Genomic DNA, 19,738 nt, shown 5'->3' on the forward strand with positions numbered 1-19,738 from the left:
TCTTCCGGACGCTATCCCGCCGTTTTATTTCACATACTTTTCTTTAATATTTTCCTTTATGACGTTTACAGCATCATTCGCTGATGTTTGTGTCGATTTTTTTCCTGAAGCTGCATCAAAAATCAAACTTTCCGCTCCTGTCCATACTTCAGCCATTTCCGGAATATTTGGAGTCGGCGTCGCTGTTTCATATTGTTTAATCACAGCTGACGTCAGTTCATTCTTTTGCTCATCGGCTTTCTTCCTTGCAGCAGTGTTGGCCGGAACTTCGTTTGTATCCTCATAAAAAGCGTAAGCATTGGCATCATTTGCCGCATACTCAAGCCATTTTTCAGCCAGCTCGGGCTCTTTTGTATATTTTGAAGCTACCCAGCCTTTACCGCCCGCAAAAGGGGCATATTCTTCTCCATTGGGCAATGTCGGGATGGGAGCCGCTCCGTAGTTCAATTTAGCCTCTTTATAGTTGGCAGCTGACCAAGGACCGCCAATGATCGCAGCCGCTTTGCCTTCTAAAAACATCTGCTGAATAAAGTCGTCTGCGCTTGAATTGTCTTGCATTCCTTTCGGCCAATATGTTTCAAACCATTTCTCCGCATATTTCACCGCTTCTACAGCCCCTTTATTGTTCAGGCCGATGTCCCCGGAATCTGTGCCGTTTTTCCCAAACACATATCCGCCGTATCCAGCCAATAAGCCGTACGACATATAAAAGTCAGTCCATTTTGCTAAAAATCCGGTTGATTTTCCTTTTTCCGAAGCAAACGCGAATCGAGGATCTTCCGTTAACTTTTCAAGGTCTTTAAATGTTTTTGGCGCTGTTTTTAAAAGATCTTTATTGTAATACAAAATAAGTGTCTCAATGACTAGCGGCATTCCGTAGACTTTGCCGTCAACTGTCACCTGCTGCATTTCTTTATCACCAAAGCTTTTTGTATGAGATGGCTTAATGTCAAGCAAATGTCCTTGCTGTCCCAAACCGCCGATCCGGTCATATGCAGAAAGCATAACATCAGGCGCATTACCCGCCGGGCCATCAAGGGGAAGCGCCTCCAACTGTTCGAACATTTGCTTTTCAATAATTTTTACTGTGACATCATTCTCTTTTTCGAACTTTGTTTTTATGCTTTCAATGTATTCTTTATACGTTTCTTCGACAGACACAGTCAGCACCTTTTTGCCATCAGCGCTTGCTGGATTTTTTGAACTTGAGCAGGCGGCAAGGCCAATTGCCAGGAATGATGCCGCCAATATGGCGAACCCCTTTTTAAAAAGAACCATCTCTTTTCCCCCTTCTATTTACGAAACTATAACAATTGTATTGTCCTGTAGAAAGCGGTTACAACAACTTTTGATTTGTTACCGATAACAGAATGTTATACAGGGGCGGCAGCACTCAAAATCAAAAATTCTCCCGGCTGAACGGCAATGACATCGTGATGCTGAAGCGGTTGCTCTGTCCATGCATCACAGATCCTCTTATTCCTTTCAATATTCAAATCCAGTAAACTGACATGTTGAACCGCATTTCCTTGATTAAAGAAATAAATCAGTATTTTTTCATCAAGAGTCCGTGAAAAGCTAATAAAATCGTTTTGGTCATCCAGCAGATTCCACTCAAGATTTCCTTCTGTCAATAAAGTGTTTTCCTGCTTGCGTAAAGCAATTAACCGCTTCATAAATTGCAGCATGTCTTGGTTTTGCTTCTCCTTTTCCCAAACCATACATTTCCGGCATAATGGATCATTTTCGCCGTTCAGCCCGATTTCCGTTCCGTAATAAATGCATGGTGAGCCTGTCTGGGCAAACATAAAGGCCAGCAACGCGCGTGCTTTCTTCTCATCATTGCGGCATCTCGTCAAAAGGCGCTTTGTATCATGGCTATCCAGTAAATTAAACATCACCTCATTGGCTTGCTTTATCCCATTCATCAAATGCGCATTGACACGGTAGGCCATACGTGAGGCTGAGATCGTCCGGTCAGCAAAATATTCAATCATAGGCTCTGTAAAAGGGTAATTCATCGCCGCATGAAATTCATCCCCTCTAAGCCAAGGTTCGGCAGAATGCCAGATCTCACCTAAAATATAAACGTCAGGCTTTTCAGTAGATACAGCCTGCCTAAATGTCTTCCAAAAAGCGTGATCCACTTCATTTGCGACATCCAAACGCCAGCCGTCAATGTCAAATTCGCGTATCCAGTACAAAGCAATATCAAGCAAATATTTCTGCACCTCGGGATTAGCCGTGTTTAGCTTCGGCATATCAGCTGTAAAAGCAAATCTGTCATAATTGTCGTCTGTAACGGGAAAAGAGTGAATATGGAACCAGTCCTTATAGCGGGATTGATCTCCATTTTTGACGACATCCTGCCATTGCGGAGACGCGCTTCCTATATGGTTAAAAACCGCATCAAGCATAATTCTCATCCCCCGCTGATGCAGCTGGCTGACCAATGTACGAAAAAGCTCAGGGTCCCCGAAATGCGGATCAATAGAAAAGTAATCCAGCGTGTCGTATTTATGATTAGAAGGTGCGGAAAAGATCGGTGTCAGATAAATTCCGTTCACCCCTAAATCCTCTAAATAATCAAGCTTGTCAACAATCCCTTGTAAATCCCCTCCAAAAAAATCATTGACGTCCGGGTCCTTGCTCCCCCACGGCAATGCATTCTTCGGTGACAAGTCTTCTCTTCCATTTGCAAAACGCTCCGGAAAAATTTGATACCAAACTGTTGACTTGACCCATTCAGGCGCTTGAAATGTATCAGCCTCGTGAACAAACGGAAATTTAAAGTAATAATGAATCGTTTCCAGTGTTTTTTCGTTATAAGGGCATACATCCGAACTTCCGAAAAAGATGTCTTCATGATCGTCTGTTACAACAAACGCATATTGTAAACGCCTAAATGGCGGCACCACTTCAGCAAACCAATAGTCATGCATTTCTGTAGCAGCAATTTTCCTCATCGGCTGCTCGTTTGCCGACCACTTGCCGTCGTTGTACTCATAGGGATCACCCCAAATGAATCGAATGTGATCTGCATCACCTTTTTTCGTCCGAATCTTGATATGCACAGTCCGCCCATCATAAGAATAAGCATCGGTGCTGAATGGCTGGTGGTGAATCGCTGCATATTCCATCATGTTTCCCCCTTTGATTTCCGTTATATTGAAGCCGGCTCATAGTTTGAAAATATCATGATGAAATTGTGGGAACAATCCTTTTCACCCTGTTACCGATAACAGAATAAGGCGCTTACAGCGTTGATTGTCGTACAATTAGCTCTGGTTCAAAAAATAGGCTTCCTTGTGCAGCACCGTCTTCATTCATTTTTTTCAGCAACATTTTCGCACAGGCTTCCCCCATTTCAACAACAGGCTGTCTGACCGTAGTCAAGCGCGGCGAGGAGATGCGATCAAGAAACACACCGTCATTCCCGGTAACCGCAACGTCTTCTGGAATTCGCTTTCCAAGGGATTGCGCCGCACGAATGACGCCGAGCGCGATTCGATCAGATGCGCAGACAAATGCGGCCTGATTGTCCATGGATTTCAGCAGTACTCTTGCAAGGCATTCACTTTTCTTAGAACTGTTGTCGATCCAAAACATATTCGATTTTTTAAAGCTTTTATTCATCGCCCGTATATACCCCTGTTCTCTTGCACGTTCGAAAGGCTCATCTAAATCAATGCCAAAAAAGACAACTTCCCGCTCCCCCAGCCCCATAACATGGCGGGTTGCCATAAAAGTGCCTTTCTCGTTATTCACATCGATAAAGTCATAGCCCATTTCATTTTGCCCAAATACGACGAGTGGCTTCTCAAAGGCTTTTATTACACCTTCAAAATCGTTCTTTCTCAAGCCGGTGGCAATAATGCCGTCACATTGGCCAATATTAAGAGAATTTCTTGTCACAAGCTGGAGAGCATAGTGATTGCGATCCAGCTCCCTGCTGATTCCTGTCAGCAGGTTCATGTAATATGGTTCTGTCGTATCCATTTCCTCAAGTATCAATAGTTTCACAACCTGTGTTCTGTTTTGCACGAGCGCTCTCGCCGCATAATTAGGGATGTAATTCAGCTCTTTCATCGCAGAATGAACAAGCTTTTTCAATTCATCTGTCACCGTCTCAGGGTGATTGATCACTCGTGATACCGTCATTTTCGAAACATTTGCTTTTTTCGCCACATCTGACAATGTTGCCATTTTCATCCCCTCCTTATCTGTGCTTATTATCCAAACTAGTGATAAAGTCCTCTATTACTGCTAAATATACGATGCAGGCAAAAGAGAAATAAAAAAGAGATTTCCCTTAAGGAAACCTCAATTTGTTAAAAACACTCGATTTTTCATGGATTCATACGCTAGGTGGCAGACTCATTCTCTCCACTTCCACGAGAAAGTCTGTTTTTTAAATTTCTGTCCACTTTTTTTCTAAAATCGGATAAGAATAACTTTGCATTTGCTCAATTAACTCATCCGGCCGTGACGAGCTGTGAATCAGTTTTAGGTGCGATTCGTTAGAAAACCCTTCTTGAATGCTGTATTTCACCATTTTCATCATTGGTTCAAAATATCCGTTTACATTGTACAGTCCGATTGGCTTTTGGTGGATGCCGATCTGTGCCCAGCACAGCACTTCAAATAATTCTTCATATGTACCGAAGCCGCCCGGCATCGAGATAAAGCCGTCCGCCAGCTCGCTCATTTTAGCCTTTCGTTCATGCATCCCGTTTACTTCAATCAGCTCAGTCAGATTTTGATGGACAACCTCCCCGCTGAACAAACCGCTCGGCATGACCCCGATTGCAGTTCCGCCGTTTTCCATAATCGCGTCAGCAATCGTGCCCATCAAGCCTACGCGGGAGCCCCCATAGACAAGGCCGATTCCCTGCTCAGCCATATACACGCCAAGCTCTGCCGCTTTTCTTTTATACGCTTCATTTCCCCCAGGGTTTGATCCCGCAAATACACAAATGGTTTTCATCTTGTCATCTCCGCATCTATATATCGTGTTGAATATTCAAAAACACACTATATATTGTCCCATCTTCATGTGATAATATCAATATGAAATACATAAAGAATGCAGGAGTGATGAGGTTGCAGCTGGCTGATGCAGAAAAATGGATGAAAGAGTTTTACGAGAAAAGAGGCTGGACAGAATACGGACCTTTTATTCGCGTCGGCTTTTTAATGGAGGAAGCCGGAGAACTGGCCCGGGCTGTCAGGGCGTATGAAATCGGCAGAGACCGGCCGGATGAGAAAGAATCGTCACGCGCTGAGCTAAAACAAGAATTGATTGAAGAAATGGGAGATGTCATCGGAAATATCGCCATTCTTGCTGATATGTATGGTGTCTCTTTAGAAGACGTCATGAAGGCCCACCAAGAAAAACTGACAAAACGATTTGAGCATGCATAAAAAAGCGGCCGCGATGGCCGCTTTTTTTAACCTGTGATTTCATCATGGTGATCAAAGAAATGCTGCTTTCCTATTTTGTGAAAAAGGCCTGTTTTATGCAGCAGCTCCTTCGGCTGCGATTGCAATCCTACAATCATCAGCTTTCCATTGTGGCGCTTAATTCGATTCATAATGTTCCCAAGCACCGCTTCAGCTGACGTATCCATATAGTGCACCTTATTCATGAGCAGAATGAGGGTTTTCGGTTTTTTCTGTACATGCTCCAGCAATGACGATTCAAGGGAATCAATTGATCCGAAAAACAGCGGCCCTTCTATGGCATACATGCTGACAGATGGATCTTCTCTCTTCGCCAGAACAGGATGCGATTCCTGATTGTGGATGCGGGTCGCTTCGCTCATTCTTCTGATAAAGAACACAAATGCAAGCAGCAATCCGGTTGCCACACCGATGATTAAGTCAAACAGAACTGTAAGGGCGAAGGTCGCCGCCAAAATAAAGGAATCAGCATTTTTCAGTCTCAGCATGTTTGCGACTTCCTTGCGCTCACTCATATTCCATGCGACCACCATGAGAATCGGTGCCATACTGGCGAGCGGCACATGGGACGCATAAGGCGCAAATACAAGCAGGACAAGGAGAACGACTACGCCGTGAACGACGCCGGAAACTGGGGAAACCGCTCCGTTTTTTATATTGGTCGCCGTTCTCGCAATCGCTCCTGTAGCCGGGATTCCGCCAAACAGGGGCGCTGCCATATTCGCAATCCCCTGGCCGACAAGCTCCTTGTTGCTGTCATGCTTTGAGCCCTTCATGTTATCAGCGACCATTGCGGACAAAATCGACTCAAGTCCTCCAAGAAGCGCGATGACAAGCGCAGCTGGAAACAGCATAACCATTTTATCGAAAGTAAGCTCAGGAAACTGAAATTCAGGCAAATGGCGGGGGATTTCTCCATAAGTTGACCCAATCGTTGCCATGCGGTCAGGGAAAAAGACAACCGCGACCACTGTGGAAATAAGAAGCGCCAACAAAGCGCCCGGCACTTTAGGCATCACCTTAGCGGATACAAGCAAAATGACGAGCCCGATCACAGCTGTCAAAATGGCATACACGTTAAAGGTGCCGAGCTGCTGCACAATTTCAAACATGTTGTGATGAAAGTTCTCATGTTTTTCAACATTTCTCAATCCGAGAAAATTAGCGATTTGTTCCGTAAAGATCAGCACGGCAATTCCGGCTGTAAAACCGACGATAACGGGTTTAGGCACGAATTTCATTATTTTTCCGAGCTTAAACAGCCCAAACAGTACCAGCATTACTCCTGCCATAAACCCCGCAATCAGCAGATTTTCCAAGCCGTACTGCATGATAAGGCCGAATAAAATCGGGACAAAGGCGCCCGTCGGACCGCCAATCTGATATTTTGATCCTCCAAACAAAGAAATACAAATCCCTGCTATAACAACAGTGTATAGCCCATATTCAGGCTCGACTCCCGAGGCAATGGCAAACGCCATTCCTAAAGGAATTGCCACGACACCTACTACGATACCTGCAATCAAGTCTTTCTGAAATTTCTGCAAATTGTACCCCTTGAATCTCCCTGAGAATCGCATATTTTGTTATAACCTCCCTTATGAGTGATTGTTTATAAGCTCAGTTTCATAACCGTTAATGACCACATCAAGTTTTCCTGTTTCAGGATGAATGACAAGTCCGTGAACCGGCACTTTTTTCGGAAGCAGCGGATGATTCTTAATCATGTTCACACTGTGGGAAACGCTTTCTTCCACGCTGTGAAAACCGGTCAGCCACGTTTTCAAATCGAGTCCGGCGCTCGTCAGCAAATTCAGGCAGCTATCCTCCACCCCGCGTTCCTTTGCTTTCTCAAGAATCGAGGACGCATTCAGCCCTGACATTCCGCATTCATGATGGCCGACAATGCATACCTCTTCAGCCTGCAATTCATAAATCGCGACCAGTATGCTTCGCATCACGCTTCCAAATGGGTGAGAAACGATGGCTCCCGCGTTTTTTACAATTTTAGCATCACCGTTTTTAAGCCCCATTGCTTGCGGAAGAAGTTCTGTAAGCCTTGTATCCATACAGGTGACAATGACGAGCTTTTTCGAAGGAAACTTTGTCGTTTTGTACGGTTCATACTTCTTCTCACTGACAAACCGCTGATTGTGTTCCAAAATTGATGTTAAAGAAACCATTTGATTCATCTCCCATCCATATGATTTTGCAAGCCTTCTTACCCAGCTTACAGTAAGGAATTATAGCATAGGAATAAGCCAAGAAAAGGCTTTCAAAAAAAGACACTATAATTGGACTGTAGAATCAAAACATAAACATTTATATCTTTCAAAGATAATAAAATTTATATTTAATGAATCCTATAATCCGGCTGCAGCTCGCATATTGATGATTTGTCTGACAAAAAATATGGGTGAATTCTGATAATTAAAAAACTTTTTTAAGCAGATTTAGCTGTTCGATCTCCATTTTAAGTTCAAAAGAACCAGAAAATAAAAAGAACGCAGCTATATTTTTAACATCTATTTATTTCCGCTATAATGAAATAGACAACAGCCATAAAGGGGGAGCCTTGTTGAAACCATTTGTATTTATCACAAAACCGATTCCTGAAGAGATTGAAGCATTCATCGGTGAACATTGCCGTTATGAAGTATGGCAGGAGGATACGCTTCCGAGTGACGTGCTATTTGAAAAATTAAAAGATGCGGAAGGGCTTTTAACGTCAGGGACTTCCGGCCCGTCAATCAATCGTGAGTTGCTGGAACACGCGACTAAGCTCAAAGTGGTCAGCAACCAATCAGTAGGCTACGATAACTTCGATATAGAAGCAATGAAAGAAAGAGGAGTCATCGGCACTCATACACCTTATACACTGGATGACACAGTTGCAGATCTGGCTTTTTCACTGATTCTGTCTTCCGCCAGACGTGTTGCCGAACTGGACCGTTTTGTCAGAGCAGGAAAATGGGGAACCGTGGAAGAGGAAGCGCTTTTCGGAATTGATGTTCATCATCAAACGTTAGGCATTATCGGCATGGGCAGAATTGGAGAACAAGCAGCGAGACGCGCCAAATTTGGTTTTGATATGGAAGTGCTTTATCATAACCGACATCGCAAACAAGAAACAGAAGACAGCATCGGCGTTAAATATGCAGAGCTTGATACATTGCTGGAGCAATCTGATTTTATTCTTCTCATTACGCCGCTGACTGATGAAACCTATCACATGATAGGAGAACGTGAATTTAAGTTGATGAAGGATTCAGCAATTTTCGTCAATATTTCCCGGGGAAAGACAGTCGATGAAAAAGCACTGGTTCGCGCTCTTCAGGAAGGCTGGATCAGGGGAGCCGGCTTAGATGTATACGAAAAAGAGCCTGTCACCCGAGATAATCCGCTCCTGCAGCTGGATAATGTCACGCTGCTTCCTCATATCGGTTCAGCAACAGCTAAAGTGCGCTTCAACATGTGCAAACAGGCCGCCGAAAATATGATCGCAGCCATTCAAGGACAAACACCGAAAAATCTCACAAGAGAATTTCAATAAATCAAAAATCCGGTCTGATAACAGACCGGATTTCTATTACATACGCTGAAGAACAGCACGCTTATAAATATGGCGGGTGACGATATAATAAACAGCCTGGAATACAAAATAAATGAAGATGACAATTACGGCCTCAAGAAATAAATTGGAATTCAGCATATTACTTAACGCTGCATACGCAAAGCCGGCGTGAATCGTACCTGCGATAAATGGGATGAAGAATAAAAATCCTATTTGCTTTCCAAGGATCGAGTGAACCTCTTTGTCCGTAACCCCTATCCTTTTTAACGCTAACACCTGCACTCTCGTATCTTCTATTTCCGTAAACATCCGCAAATACAGCATGCTTCCTTGCACGATAAAAAACAGCACGCTGACAAACAGACCAATAAACAGCATTAATGCAACTCCCTGCTTCACAATTTGATAACTAGGAGCACGTGTTTGAAAATCAGATGTATGTTCTTTCGGCACCATGTTTTCAAGCTTTTCAGAGACACCCACCGTCTCCTGCCAATGCTCAAGCTCATAACCTACCATTCTCATCTGTTCCTTCAGCGGCACATCCTGTGACAGACTGTCAAAGCTCTTTTCGCTGACAACCAATAAACGGCTGACTCCATCGACAGACATCAATATCCCTTTGTTTTGCTGCTTTTTCATGACGTAGGAAAGAGTTTTTCCTGACTTCATATGAAATGCTGCTGTTTCCCCTTCTCCAAATGTGTCTTTCACCATCATTTGAAAAGAAACATTAATAAATGCTTCATTTTCTTGTAAATGAATAACTGGGAACCCTTTTTCCTTTGCGACTTGATTATAGACTTTTTCTGAAATCAGCAAAGCTTCCGCTTCCATCTTCTTATTTCCATACGGCAAGTCTGACTGAAAAGTGACAGGAATCCCTGTGGCATCCACCTTATACTTGATAACAGCATGAGCTTTTTTCAATGTATTCTCAGCCGTCTCAGGCTTCATGACCTGAAAGCGGGAAGCATCCTTTTCCACCCAGGAAACAGACTGAGGAATGCTTTGCTCCTCCTGCCTTTGTAAATCGGAATAAAACATATAGATGACACCTGTAGCTGTTAATATGACCGCTGTAATGACAGAGGTTAAAAACAGCATGCGTGCATGATCCTTCAGCCTGAATATCATGTTGGAACGCACAATGATATTTGTGCCTTTGTAGAAGCTGTGTTTCTTTCGGTACAGCATGCGGAAAAACGCCACACTGCTTTGGGTAAAAAAGAAATACGTGCCAATTAACACTAAAATCAAAATTGGAAAAACCCGAAACATCATGTCAATTGCATTGGCTGTTGCAGATAGGTAATAACCGCTGCCAAGACATAGCAAAGACAATACAGTGAGCCATTTCGAATAAACCGGCAAACTTTTCGGCTTTTTGGCCGATTTAATCAGTTCAATGATTTCCAGCTTCCGAATCCGTCCCAGTGATAAAATGAGCAGCGTCTGAAACAGGATGAGAAAGCCGGCAATTGTCATCACAAACGCTTTCGGCACAATGGCAAACGAAATCGGCACCTTCACGCTGAGCATCCATGTCATGATCATAAAAAACAGTTTTGAAAATAACAGGCCTGCTCCAATGCCGGCCGCAATCGCCGCAAGAGAAATAAGTGACTGCTCATAATAAATCATCTTGCGAAGCTGCTGCTTTGATGTGCCAAACAGTGTCAGCAGCCCAAACTCTTTCTTTCTTGCCTGCAAAAACGCTGAATTGGAATATGTGATGAAAAATATACAAAACACAATGATGACGACAAGAGCTGCGCTCAAGCATGTTTTGACAAGGCTTCCGCCATATATATTGTCTTCATTGACATCAGGATGAAAAATAAATGATGTGAAGACAAAAAACACCGAAACGGCAAACACACAGCTTAAAAAGTAGGCCACATACCGTTGCAGATTCCCAAGAATGTTTTTACGGGCGATAGTTCTCAAATTCATGAAAATCGCCTCCCAACACACTCAAGGTATCCAATATACTTTGATAAAACACCTGCCTGTTTGTTCCTCTGTGAATCTCTGAAAAGAAACGTCCGTCTTTAATAAAAACAATTCGTTTACAGAAACTTGCTGCTGTGGCATCATGCGTAACCAACAGAATCGTCGCTTCCTTTTCCTCATTCAGCTGAGCCAGTGTGTTCATCACTTGCTTTGCCGATTTTGAGTCGAGGTTTCCTGTCGGTTCATCGGCAAGAATGAGCGCCGGATTGTGAATAATCGCTCTGGCACAAGCTGCCCGCTGCTGCTGTCCGCCCGACACCTCATATGTGCGGTGATCGAGAATATGCTTGATTTGCAGCGTATCTGCCAGTTCATCCAATCGGGCTTCCATTTCTCTCAGCTTAACCTTATCCAATGCAAGCGGCAAGAGAATATTTTCACGAATCGTCAGCGTATCAAGCAGATTAAAATCCTGAAAGACGAAGCCGAGTTCTCTTCTGCGAAACAAAGCCAGCTCTTGGTCCTTTAACGTTTTCGGCTGAATGCCGTTGATCATCATCTCGCCCTGGGTCGGCTTATCAATGGTAGCCAGCAAATTCAAAAGCGTGGTTTTTCCGCTTCCCGACGGCCCCATAATCCCGACAAATTCTCCTTTTGACACACTGAGATCAAAGGCGCTGAGCGCTTGGTATGATATTGTTCCTTTATTTGAATAGTACGTTTTCGATAGGTTCGTTGTTTGCAACACGTTCATGTTCTGCTCCTCCTTTTTCTTTATTATAAAAAGGAAGTCAGCATCCTCCCATCGAACTTTCTTGCAATTCCGCTCCCCAACCTTACAATGCTGTCACATTCACGAGGGTGTCACTTGAAAACACGATGGTCATCACAGTGCCAGCCCCTTCTTTTGATTCCGCATACAGCTTATGGCCGAGACGGATGCACACCTGTTTTGCTAAATAAAGGCCCATTCCAGTTGCCTCTTTCATGGTTCGTCCGTTTTCTCCGGTAAAAAACGCGTCAAAAATCCGCGGCAGATCCTGCGGCGGTATGCCGATTCCTTCGTCGGCAACCGACAATCGCGTCTCATGTCCCTGTGTTTCAATTCGGATTGTAATAGGGTCTCCGACACCTTGCTTTGAATATTTTAAGGCGTTGAAAAGGATTTGCTCGACAACAAAGGAAAGCCACTTTTGATCACTGGAAATCTGAATGGCATTTGGCGGCACATGTAATGTTGGAAAAAGGCGCCGTTTAATAAACTGACGTTTTTCCTGATTGATCAGTGAACGAACCATTTCTGCCAAATCAAAGGTTTGCGGCTTTACATCAAATGCAAATTCCTCCAGCCGGGCCGTTTGCAGCATCATATCAAGACCGTGGCGAAATCTCTCATTCTCATCCTCCAGCTCCTCTAAAAACGTCGGAAAAGAGGATGAAGTTCCGTTTTTTCCTTCCTGAATCATTAAGGATATGACGGATACCGGTGTTTTCATATGGTGGACCCATTGGTTGGTGAAGGTATAATGCTGTTTTTGCTGATTGATATATTGTGAGAGCCTGCTTTCGTATTGCTGCCCGAGTGCGTTGATCATTTTCGTCCAAAGCGCTTGCTCTCCTGTTCTTGGCTTTCGGGCTTTCAAAGACTGTCCGATGTCATTCGAAGAAGAGGCTTGTTCTGCAAGCTTTTTAACATATGTGAGAAAGGAAAATTGCCGAACATAATCAGCAGCAAAACCTGCGGCTAAAAGAGTACCGGGCAAAATCCATATGTACATCATATTTTCTTTGGAAGGTTCTGCGCCGCTCTCTACAATGCTTAAATACGCAATCAGCATGGCGGACCCTATCCCTAATAATGAAAATAGAATAATGGCTAAGCGGTCGATGAGATAAGTCTTTAACACTCCGCTTCATCCTTCCGATTGACTTGAAATTGATAGCCTTGTCCTCTGATTGTGGAAATGCAATCTGTCAGTCCTGCATTCTCCAGTTTTCTCCGCAGCCGGTTGACATTGACCGTTAACGTATTGTCATCGACAAAATCAACGTCATCCCATAACGCCTCCAATAGTTCATCACGAGAGACAATTTTTTTATGCTCCCTCACAAAAATAGAGAGAAGCTGAAATTCTTTTTGTGAAAACAAAATACGGACGCTGTTCCATTCGGCCTCATTCTGATCAGGATAAATCGTCAGCCCGCCAAGCTCCACTATTCTGGATTCCTGCGGCAAAGAGGGCGAGTATTCACCATATGTGCGGCGCAGGACGCTTTTGATTTTGGCCACCACTACCTCTAGATGGAACGGCTTTGTGATATAATCATCGCCGCCATTTTCAATCGCCATTACCTGATTCAGCTCATCGGTCCGTGCCGATATAAAGATAATCGGCGCATTGGAAATGGTACGGATTTGCCTGCACCAATAAAACCCGTCAAAAAAAGGCAAGTTGATATCAAGCAGCACAAGATCAGGCTTCATTTCTGCAAATTCCAATTTTATATCATTCAGCCGTTCAGCAATTTTCACTTCATATCCGTATTTTTGAAGATGACCGCCCAGCAAAGAAGCAATCCGCTCATCATCTTCCACAAGCAAAATCCGATACACGTTGATCCCCCTTATATGTACATCACGATGATTTTTCTAGAAGATTCCAAAATTATTATAGCATGTGCGGAATAGTAAATCGGTCTTTTTCTTTTTGTTATGATAGAATGATAAAGGTAAAATTTTCATAATAGGCAGGTGTCGTGATGAAGAAAATCATGCTGTTTCTGGCAATGACGTCAATTCTTTCAGCATGTCAGCCCAACTATACCGGGAAATACATAGAAATTGGGGATACACTAACTGACTATACCAAAGAGTGCTTTAAAGAGAATGAAATTCCTTATAAATACGAAAAGGGAAAACTGTATATCCCTGAAGACGCATTTGATACAGCAATCTACACTTGTTCATAAGAAAAAGCTTGCAGATAACCTGCAAGCTTTTCACGTTACAAAAAATGAGTATTTAATTTCTCTTCAAATCCTGAAGGGCCGATGTCGCTTTTTTGAATGTTACCGCCGTTTTCATAAATCGTAAAATGGCGCTCTGACATGACCATCCTTCCGCTCGGCGTCAGCTTTGAGGCAAGCAGGGACTTGTTAAAAGGAGACTTTTCATGAGAGTGAATGATGTCCTTCATGTTATCTAAGTCCCCGAGATCACTCTCTTCAAGAGTAAAGGCGTACCCAATTTGCCAGCCTTCTCCTTTGTCCATCAGCAGAACATGGCTGCCCTTTTCTGTCTCTTCTTTTTTGATTCGGAATGACCCGACTGGTGACTGTACCGTTTCTCCGGAAAGCGGTATCGGCTGGAGCGCCAGGTTGATGCCGAAGCCGATATCAACGAGGTAATCGCCGTTTTCCGCAGACAGCCATACAGCAGCATGCGTCCCTTCTAGTGCCCATCCCTCTTGATTGCCTGCATAAACCGTTCCTCGAATGAGCTTCACATGAAACCCGGCCTCACGCAAGACAAAATAAAGGAAACCATTTAGATCGTAGCATAGGCCGCCGTGCTGATCTTTGAGCAGACGTCGCCATAGCTCTTCTTTTGTGATCTTATAATTCTCTTTTGCAAGTACGGCACGGTTTTCGAATGGAAAACGGTATGCCATTGCTTTGAGAAAAAGGGGAAGATCGCCGAAGCTGACATGATCTTTTTCCCAGCCAATTTTCTGAAAGCAGTCTTTTAGAAAGTCACTCATTTTTATCACCTAAACTTCTTCTTGAACGTAAGCAGCCAGCTTCTCCAGCGCCTCTTGTTCATCTTCTCCCTGGGCAATCAAGGTAACCTCAGTGCCTGTGCTTACCGCAAGGCTCATCAGCCCCATGATGCTTTTGGCGTTTACTTTTTTCCCATCCTTCTCTAGAAACACATCTGACGTAAACCGGTTTGCTTCTTGTACAAACAAAGCAGCAGGACGTGCTTGCAGTCCTGTCTTTAATCGAACTTCCACTTTCTGTTGAACCATAAGGATCTCCCCTTTTCTTTACGGTTATTTTAAAGTGACGGATTGCCCTGTCCGCAGCTGTTCTGCGATTTCGTCAAGTTTTCTCAGCCTGTGATTGATCCCTGATTTGCTGATTTTCCCGCTTGCTACCATTTCCCCCAGCTCTTTCAGCGTCACTTCCTGATAATCAATCCGAAGCTGCGCAATTTCCCGAAGTTTTTCAGGCAGCGCCTCCAGGCCGATTCTTTCATCGATGTATTTAATATTTTCCACCTGTCTCAGCGATGCGCCGATCGTTTTGTTTAAGTTGGCTGTTTCACAATTGACGAGGCGGTTGACCGAATTTCTCATGTCTCGGACGATTCTGACATCCTCAAATCGCAGAAGCGAATTGTGAGCGCCAATTACGTTCAGAAACTCTGTAATCTTTTCAGCCTCTTTTAAATAGGTAATGTAGCCTTTTTTCCGTTCAAGCGTTTTGCTGTTTAACTGAAACTCATTTAACAGGTCACATAATGAATCGTTATGCTCCTTATAAAGAGAGAAGATTTCTAAATGATACGAGGAGGTTTCCGGGTTATTGACCGAACCTCCTGCCAAAAATGCTCCTCTCATATAAGAACGCTTGCAGCATCTCTTTTTGACCAGCTCTTTCGAAATACTTCGTTCAAACACAAAATTCTCCCCGAGTATTTTTAAATCCTCTAAGATCGCTTTTGCTTTTTCTGAAAAACGCACAATATAGACGTTATTCTTTTTCAGCCGCATTTTCTTTCTGACCAACAGCTCGACCGACACATCATATTGTTTTTTCAGCAATGTATAGATGCGGCGGGCAATGGCCGCGTTTTCGGTTTGAACATCGAGTACGAGATGGCGGTTTGTAAATGATAAAGCTCCGTTCATCCGAATGAGTGCAGACAGCTCGGCATTAATGCAGCAGTCCTTCACTTCCAGATTCGTTAATTCTTTTTTTGTTTCTGATGCAAATGACATATAGCCACCTCATTTCAAGGCTTCATTCTTTCAGTAAATCAACAAGAAGAGAGGCCACTTTATGTGTATCGTGACGTATTACGTCATTTTTATACGTTACAATTTGATCTCTGATGACTTCAAGCCCCATCGCTTTCAGCTCTTCAATATCAAAATCAACAGGACGCGCAGATTCCTTTTCGTACTTACGTTTTATTTCGTCGGGAATGTCTTCACTGTTCACTAATATCGTATCAATAAAACCGCAGCCCATATGCTGATTGAGCGCTTTCACATGATCAGCAGCGGTGTAATGGAGCGTTTCGCCGGGCTGAGTCATCACGTTGCAAATGTATACTTTTTTCGCCGGCGCCTTTATCACTTCTTCCCCGATTTTTGGGACGAGCAAATTGGGAAGAATGCTTGTATAGAGGCTTCCCGGGCCGATAATAATCAAATCCGCTTCCCTGATCACGTCTATTGTTTCCGGCAGCGGATCAATCTGTTCAGGCGTGAGAAAAACACGCTTAATGCGCTGTCCGTATTCTGGGATCGTTGACTCGCCTGAGACCACGCGGCCATCTTCCATCTCAGCATGCAAAACGACACTGGCATTGGCAGCCGGCAAAACCTTTCCTCTGACATTCAGCACCTTGCTCATTTCAGTGACAGCGTGAAAAAAATCACCGGTTATATTTGTCATCGCTGCCAAAATCAAATTCCCGAGAGAATGGCCTGTTAAGTCATTCCCTTTATTGAAGCGGTGCTGAAAAAGATCTTCAACAAGTGGCTCCACATCGGATAAAGCGGCAAGCACATTTCTGATGTCTCCAGGAGGCGGAATTTTCAGTTCATTCCGCAGACGGCCAGAGCTTCCCCCATCATCGGCAACTGTTACAATGGCCGTGATGTCAACAGGTTTATGCTTTAAGCCCCTAAGCAATACAGAAAGACCTGTACCGCCGCCAAAGATGGCAATTTTCGGCTTTTGTCCCATCTTATTTCCGGCTTCTCTTTTCAATGTCCCGGTGAGTAACATGAGTATAGTAATCCTTTTTGAAATAATCAGCTAAATTCTCGGCTAATGTCACAGAGCGGTGCTGGCCCCCTGTGCAGCCGATCGCAATGACAACCTGGCTTTTTCCTTCTCTTTTATAAGATGGAAGCATAAAGCTCAGCAGATCAATTAATTTCTCATTGAACTTTTGCGTTTCATTCCACTTCATGACGTAAGAGGAAACCTCTTTATCCTTACCAGTCAGCGGCCGCATGCTTTCGATATAGTACGGATTCGGCAAAAATCTGACATCAAAGACGAGATCTGCATCAATTGGAATACCGTATTTAAAACCAAATGACATGACATTCACGGTAAATGTCTCTCCTTGGTTTGTCGCAAAGTGCTTCACGATTTTTTCACGCAAATCACGCGGCTTCATGTCAGACGTATCGTAAATGATTTGAGAGCGGCCTTTTAATTCCTCAAGCAGCTCTCGTTCCAGTGCGATGCCTTCAAGCGGCAGGCCAGTCGCTGCCAGCGGATGCGAGCGTCTCGTTTCTTTATATCTTGTGACGAGAATGGAATCCTTCGCGTCCAGGAATAAAATTCGCGGTGTGATCCACGGATTTTCGGCCATTTCATCCAGCGCTTCAATCAGCCGGTCAAAAAATTCGCGGCCGCGCAGATCCATCACGAGCGCAACTTTGCTCATTTTCGAATTTGATTCCTTCATCAGCTCTAAAAACTTCGGAAGCAATGAAGGCGGAAGATTATCGACGCAGAAATAGCCGAGGTCTTCAAAGCTTTGGATCGCGACAGTTTTCCCCGCTCCCGACATTCCGGTTATAATGACAAGCTGAATATCATGTGATTCACTAACACTCATCTTTCTCCCCCCTGACTTGTCTTTCTATTTGATGTGCTGCGGGTCTAAACGATAACTGAGCAGCTCAAATTCCGGTGTATACGTAAATGTGCCGTGCAGCAGCCCTTGTCCCTTCATCATAAAATCAAGGATATGGCCGTCTCCAGGGGCCATAGGCAGGTTCTGAATGTCGTTGACATCGTGCCACTGCAGTTTGCCTTCCTCTGATTCTGATACATTTTGTCCAGTATAAGAATCCGCGACAAACGTAAACATCATCCACTCGGAGACAATGTGGTCACCGTCTTTAATAATAAAGGTAAAAACGCCTTTTAATTGAGGATTTATGATATAGATACCAGTCTCTTCTCTGTACTCTCTGATGACGGAGTCTCTGACTGATTCTCCGCTCTCCATCTTGCCTCCCGGCGCGACCCACCATCCGCGTCTCGGCTTTTGAAGCAGAAGAACTTTGTCATCCGTCTGAAGCACACAATTTGTCACTCTTTGCAAGTACGTCACCTAACCTTCGTCCTGTCATCGTCTCTTTATTATACCGCTTCAAGATGCCTCCCACAATGAAGAGACATTGACAATCTTTTCTTCTATTTTACAGCATATTCATTCCTTAATTCAGATGATTTTGCTGTAACTGGCATTCATCTTTTATTTATGGACAAAAAAAGGACACGGATAACTGGAGAATCCGTGCCAAAAAAGTGTATTCATTATAAAAAGGGGGTCAATTACTTTATTAATCATAACCGAAAAGCATTACACATGTGTTACAGCGGAATTAAAACCCAGTAACGTAATGTGAAACTCGTATGACAACCCTTTTTATTTTAAGGTTTTCAGCGTTTCTTGAAGCTCTTCGACATAATGCTGTACGCTTTGTGCCGCAATACTTCCGTCTCCTGTAGCCGTTACGATTTGGCGCAGTGATTTTTCGCGAATGTCTCCGGCAGCGAAAATTCCTTCAACCTTTGTCTCCATGCGGTCGTTTGTTTCAATGTAGCCTTCTTCATTCGTAATGCCCAGATTCTCAAACGGTTTAGACAGAGGAAGCATGCCGATGTAAATGAATACGCCGTCTGTTTTGAATTCACTTTCTTCACCGGTTACCGTATCGACAAGCGTTACGTTACCGACTTTGCCGTTTTCCTCATGAATTTCCTTCACGGTTTTGTTCCATAGGAAGTCAACTTTTTCATTATCAAATGCTCTCGCTTGAAGAATACTTTGAGCACGGAGTTTATCACGTCTGTGAACAATCGTTACTTTTGAGGCGAAACGAGTCAGATATACGCCTTCTTCAACCGCGGAATCTCCGCCGCCAACAACGACTAGTTCTTTGCCTTTAAAGAAAGCGCCGTCACATACTGCACAATAAGATACACCGCGTCCGCCCAATTCTTTTTCGCCAGGCACACCGATTTTTTTATATTCCGCACCTGCAGCAATGATGACAGCACGGGCTTTATATTCTTTTGAACCAGCTTTGACTACTTTGTACTCTTTGCCGTCAACGACTTCTTTAATATCGCCATAAGCGTATTCAGCGCCGAATTTTTTCGCGTGTTCAAACATTTTGTTAGAAAGCTCAGGCCCAAGGATACTTTCGAATCCAGGATAGTTTTCTACATCTTCCGTATTGGCCATTTGTCCGCCAGGAATTCCTCTTTCAATCATTAATGTCGATAAATTCGCTCTTGATGTGTATACAGCGGCCGTCATCCCAGCAGGGCCCGCGCCGATTATAATCACGTCATAAATTTTTTCTTCTGACACACTATTCACTCCTTAAACCATCTTTTCGAAGTTTGGGCTCTTTCTTATAAGATAAGAATCCCCATCAAACGTATTCCTTACCCATATCCTATAAAATCTCATGGTGA

At 43.7% G+C, this 19,738-nt stretch carries 20 protein-coding genes; 3 read left to right on the forward strand and 17 right to left on the reverse strand.

What is annotated here, in order from left to right; all coding sequences use genetic code 11:
- Nucleotides 1–24: 24 nt before the first annotated feature.
- From mdxE to NYE49_RS17740, 4 genes are all read right to left on the reverse strand, one after another.
- A complete protein-coding gene (gene mdxE, locus NYE49_RS17725; RefSeq protein ID WP_047183239.1) occupies nucleotides 25–1,278 on the reverse strand; it encodes a maltodextrin ABC transporter substrate-binding protein MdxE in 1,254 nt (417 codons plus the stop codon).
- A 95-nt stretch (nucleotides 1,279–1,373) separates the two neighbouring features.
- Complete coding sequence (gene mdxD / locus NYE49_RS17730; protein ID WP_047183240.1) at nucleotides 1,374–3,143, reverse strand: maltogenic alpha-amylase; 1,770 nt, start codon at nucleotides 3,141–3,143, stop codon at nucleotides 1,374–1,376.
- 112 nt (nucleotides 3,144–3,255) lie between these two features.
- Nucleotides 3,256–4,206, reverse strand: coding sequence for a LacI family DNA-binding transcriptional regulator (locus NYE49_RS17735; RefSeq protein ID WP_047183241.1), 951 nt, complete (start codon nucleotides 4,204–4,206; stop codon nucleotides 3,256–3,258).
- 205 nt (nucleotides 4,207–4,411) lie between these two features.
- Nucleotides 4,412–4,987: a TIGR00730 family Rossman fold protein gene (locus tag NYE49_RS17740; protein WP_015384731.1), complete on the reverse strand. Its 576-nt coding sequence runs from the start codon at nucleotides 4,985–4,987 to the stop codon at nucleotides 4,412–4,414.
- Nucleotides 4,988–5,103: 116 nt separating this feature from the next.
- Here NYE49_RS17740 and NYE49_RS17745 point away from each other — a divergent pair, with 116 nt between their 5' ends.
- Nucleotides 5,104–5,424, forward strand: coding sequence for a MazG-like family protein (locus tag NYE49_RS17745; RefSeq protein ID WP_015483742.1), 321 nt, complete (start codon nucleotides 5,104–5,106; stop codon nucleotides 5,422–5,424).
- Between the two features lie 26 nt (nucleotides 5,425–5,450).
- On the opposite strand, the gene NYE49_RS17750 is transcribed toward NYE49_RS17745, so the two are convergent.
- Together NYE49_RS17750 and NYE49_RS17755 are read right to left on the reverse strand one after the other, a co-directional pair.
- The gene (locus tag NYE49_RS17750; RefSeq protein ID WP_047183242.1) at nucleotides 5,451–7,043 is read right to left on the reverse strand and encodes a SulP family inorganic anion transporter; all 1,593 of its coding nucleotides are present in this window, start codon (nucleotides 7,041–7,043) and stop codon (nucleotides 5,451–5,453) included.
- A gap of 18 nt (nucleotides 7,044–7,061) precedes the next feature.
- Nucleotides 7,062–7,655 (reverse strand): carbonic anhydrase, encoded by a 594-nt coding sequence (locus NYE49_RS17755; protein ID WP_010886620.1) that lies wholly within the window; start codon nucleotides 7,653–7,655, stop codon nucleotides 7,062–7,064.
- Nucleotides 7,656–8,038: 383 nt separating this feature from the next.
- Between NYE49_RS17755 and NYE49_RS17760 the strand changes: the two genes are divergently transcribed.
- Nucleotides 8,039–9,016 carry a D-glycerate dehydrogenase gene (locus tag NYE49_RS17760; protein ID WP_080344231.1) on the forward strand — a complete coding sequence of 326 codons (978 nt, stop codon included), beginning with the start codon at nucleotides 8,039–8,041 and terminating at the stop codon, nucleotides 9,014–9,016.
- Nucleotides 9,017–9,052: 36 nt separating this feature from the next.
- Here the strand turns inward: NYE49_RS17760 and psdB are convergent, their stop codons facing one another.
- From psdB to psdR, 4 genes are all read right to left on the reverse strand, one after another.
- Nucleotides 9,053–10,993 carry a lantibiotic ABC transporter permease PsdB gene (psdB, locus tag NYE49_RS17765; protein WP_047183244.1) on the reverse strand — a complete coding sequence of 647 codons (1,941 nt, stop codon included), beginning with the start codon at nucleotides 10,991–10,993 and terminating at the stop codon, nucleotides 9,053–9,055.
- Nucleotides 10,968–11,747, reverse strand: coding sequence for a lantibiotic ABC transporter ATP-binding protein PsdA (gene psdA, locus NYE49_RS17770; RefSeq protein ID WP_003228167.1), 780 nt, complete (start codon nucleotides 11,745–11,747; stop codon nucleotides 10,968–10,970). Before psdA ends, psdB begins: the two co-directional genes overlap by 26 nt.
- A gap of 82 nt (nucleotides 11,748–11,829) precedes the next feature.
- Nucleotides 11,830–12,900, reverse strand: coding sequence for a two-component sensor histidine kinase PsdS (gene psdS, locus NYE49_RS17775; RefSeq protein WP_047183245.1), 1,071 nt, complete (start codon nucleotides 12,898–12,900; stop codon nucleotides 11,830–11,832).
- Nucleotides 12,894–13,607 (reverse strand): two-component system response regulator PsdR, encoded by a 714-nt coding sequence (gene psdR, locus NYE49_RS17780; protein ID WP_174616669.1) that lies wholly within the window; start codon nucleotides 13,605–13,607, stop codon nucleotides 12,894–12,896. Before psdR ends, psdS begins: the two co-directional genes overlap by 7 nt.
- Nucleotides 13,608–13,753: 146 nt before the next feature.
- On the opposite strand from psdR, the gene NYE49_RS17785 reads away from it, so the two are divergent.
- Nucleotides 13,754–13,963, forward strand: coding sequence for a lipoprotein (locus NYE49_RS17785; protein ID WP_003243327.1), 210 nt, complete (start codon nucleotides 13,754–13,756; stop codon nucleotides 13,961–13,963).
- Nucleotides 13,964–13,998: 35 nt separating this feature from the next.
- On the opposite strand, the gene NYE49_RS17790 is transcribed toward NYE49_RS17785, so the two are convergent.
- From NYE49_RS17790 to trxB, 7 genes are all read right to left on the reverse strand, one after another.
- The gene (locus NYE49_RS17790; protein WP_080344232.1) at nucleotides 13,999–14,763 is read right to left on the reverse strand and encodes an arylamine N-acetyltransferase; all 765 of its coding nucleotides are present in this window, start codon (nucleotides 14,761–14,763) and stop codon (nucleotides 13,999–14,001) included.
- Nucleotides 14,764–15,021 carry an HPr family phosphocarrier protein gene (locus NYE49_RS17795; protein ID WP_003219835.1) on the reverse strand — a complete coding sequence of 86 codons (258 nt, stop codon included), beginning with the start codon at nucleotides 15,019–15,021 and terminating at the stop codon, nucleotides 14,764–14,766.
- Between the two features lie 24 nt (nucleotides 15,022–15,045).
- On the reverse strand, nucleotides 15,046–15,996 hold the full coding sequence (gene whiA, locus NYE49_RS17800) for a DNA-binding protein WhiA (protein WP_047183247.1): 951 nt from the start codon (nucleotides 15,994–15,996) through the stop codon (nucleotides 15,046–15,048).
- A 22-nt stretch (nucleotides 15,997–16,018) separates the two neighbouring features.
- Entirely contained in the window at nucleotides 16,019–16,972 is a 954-nt protein-coding gene (gene mgfK / locus NYE49_RS17805) for a gluconeogenesis morphogenetic factor (protein ID WP_047183589.1), read from the reverse strand.
- Between the two features lies 1 nt (nucleotide 16,973).
- A complete protein-coding gene (gene rapZ, locus NYE49_RS17810) occupies nucleotides 16,974–17,861 on the reverse strand; it encodes an RNase adapter RapZ (protein ID WP_003243903.1) in 888 nt (295 codons plus the stop codon).
- A 24-nt stretch (nucleotides 17,862–17,885) separates the two neighbouring features.
- Nucleotides 17,886–18,362 carry an 8-oxo-dGTP diphosphatase gene (locus NYE49_RS17815; RefSeq protein ID WP_010886622.1) on the reverse strand — a complete coding sequence of 159 codons (477 nt, stop codon included), beginning with the start codon at nucleotides 18,360–18,362 and terminating at the stop codon, nucleotides 17,886–17,888.
- Between the two features lie 318 nt (nucleotides 18,363–18,680).
- Nucleotides 18,681–19,631 (reverse strand): thioredoxin-disulfide reductase, encoded by a 951-nt coding sequence (gene trxB / locus NYE49_RS17820; RefSeq protein WP_003228139.1) that lies wholly within the window; start codon nucleotides 19,629–19,631, stop codon nucleotides 18,681–18,683.
- Between the last annotated feature and the right edge of the window lie 107 nt (nucleotides 19,632–19,738).

The organism is Bacillus sp. FSL L8-0358 (genome assembly GCF_038593095.1).
Lineage (GTDB): Bacteria > Bacillota > Bacilli > Bacillales > Bacillaceae > Bacillus > Bacillus subtilis.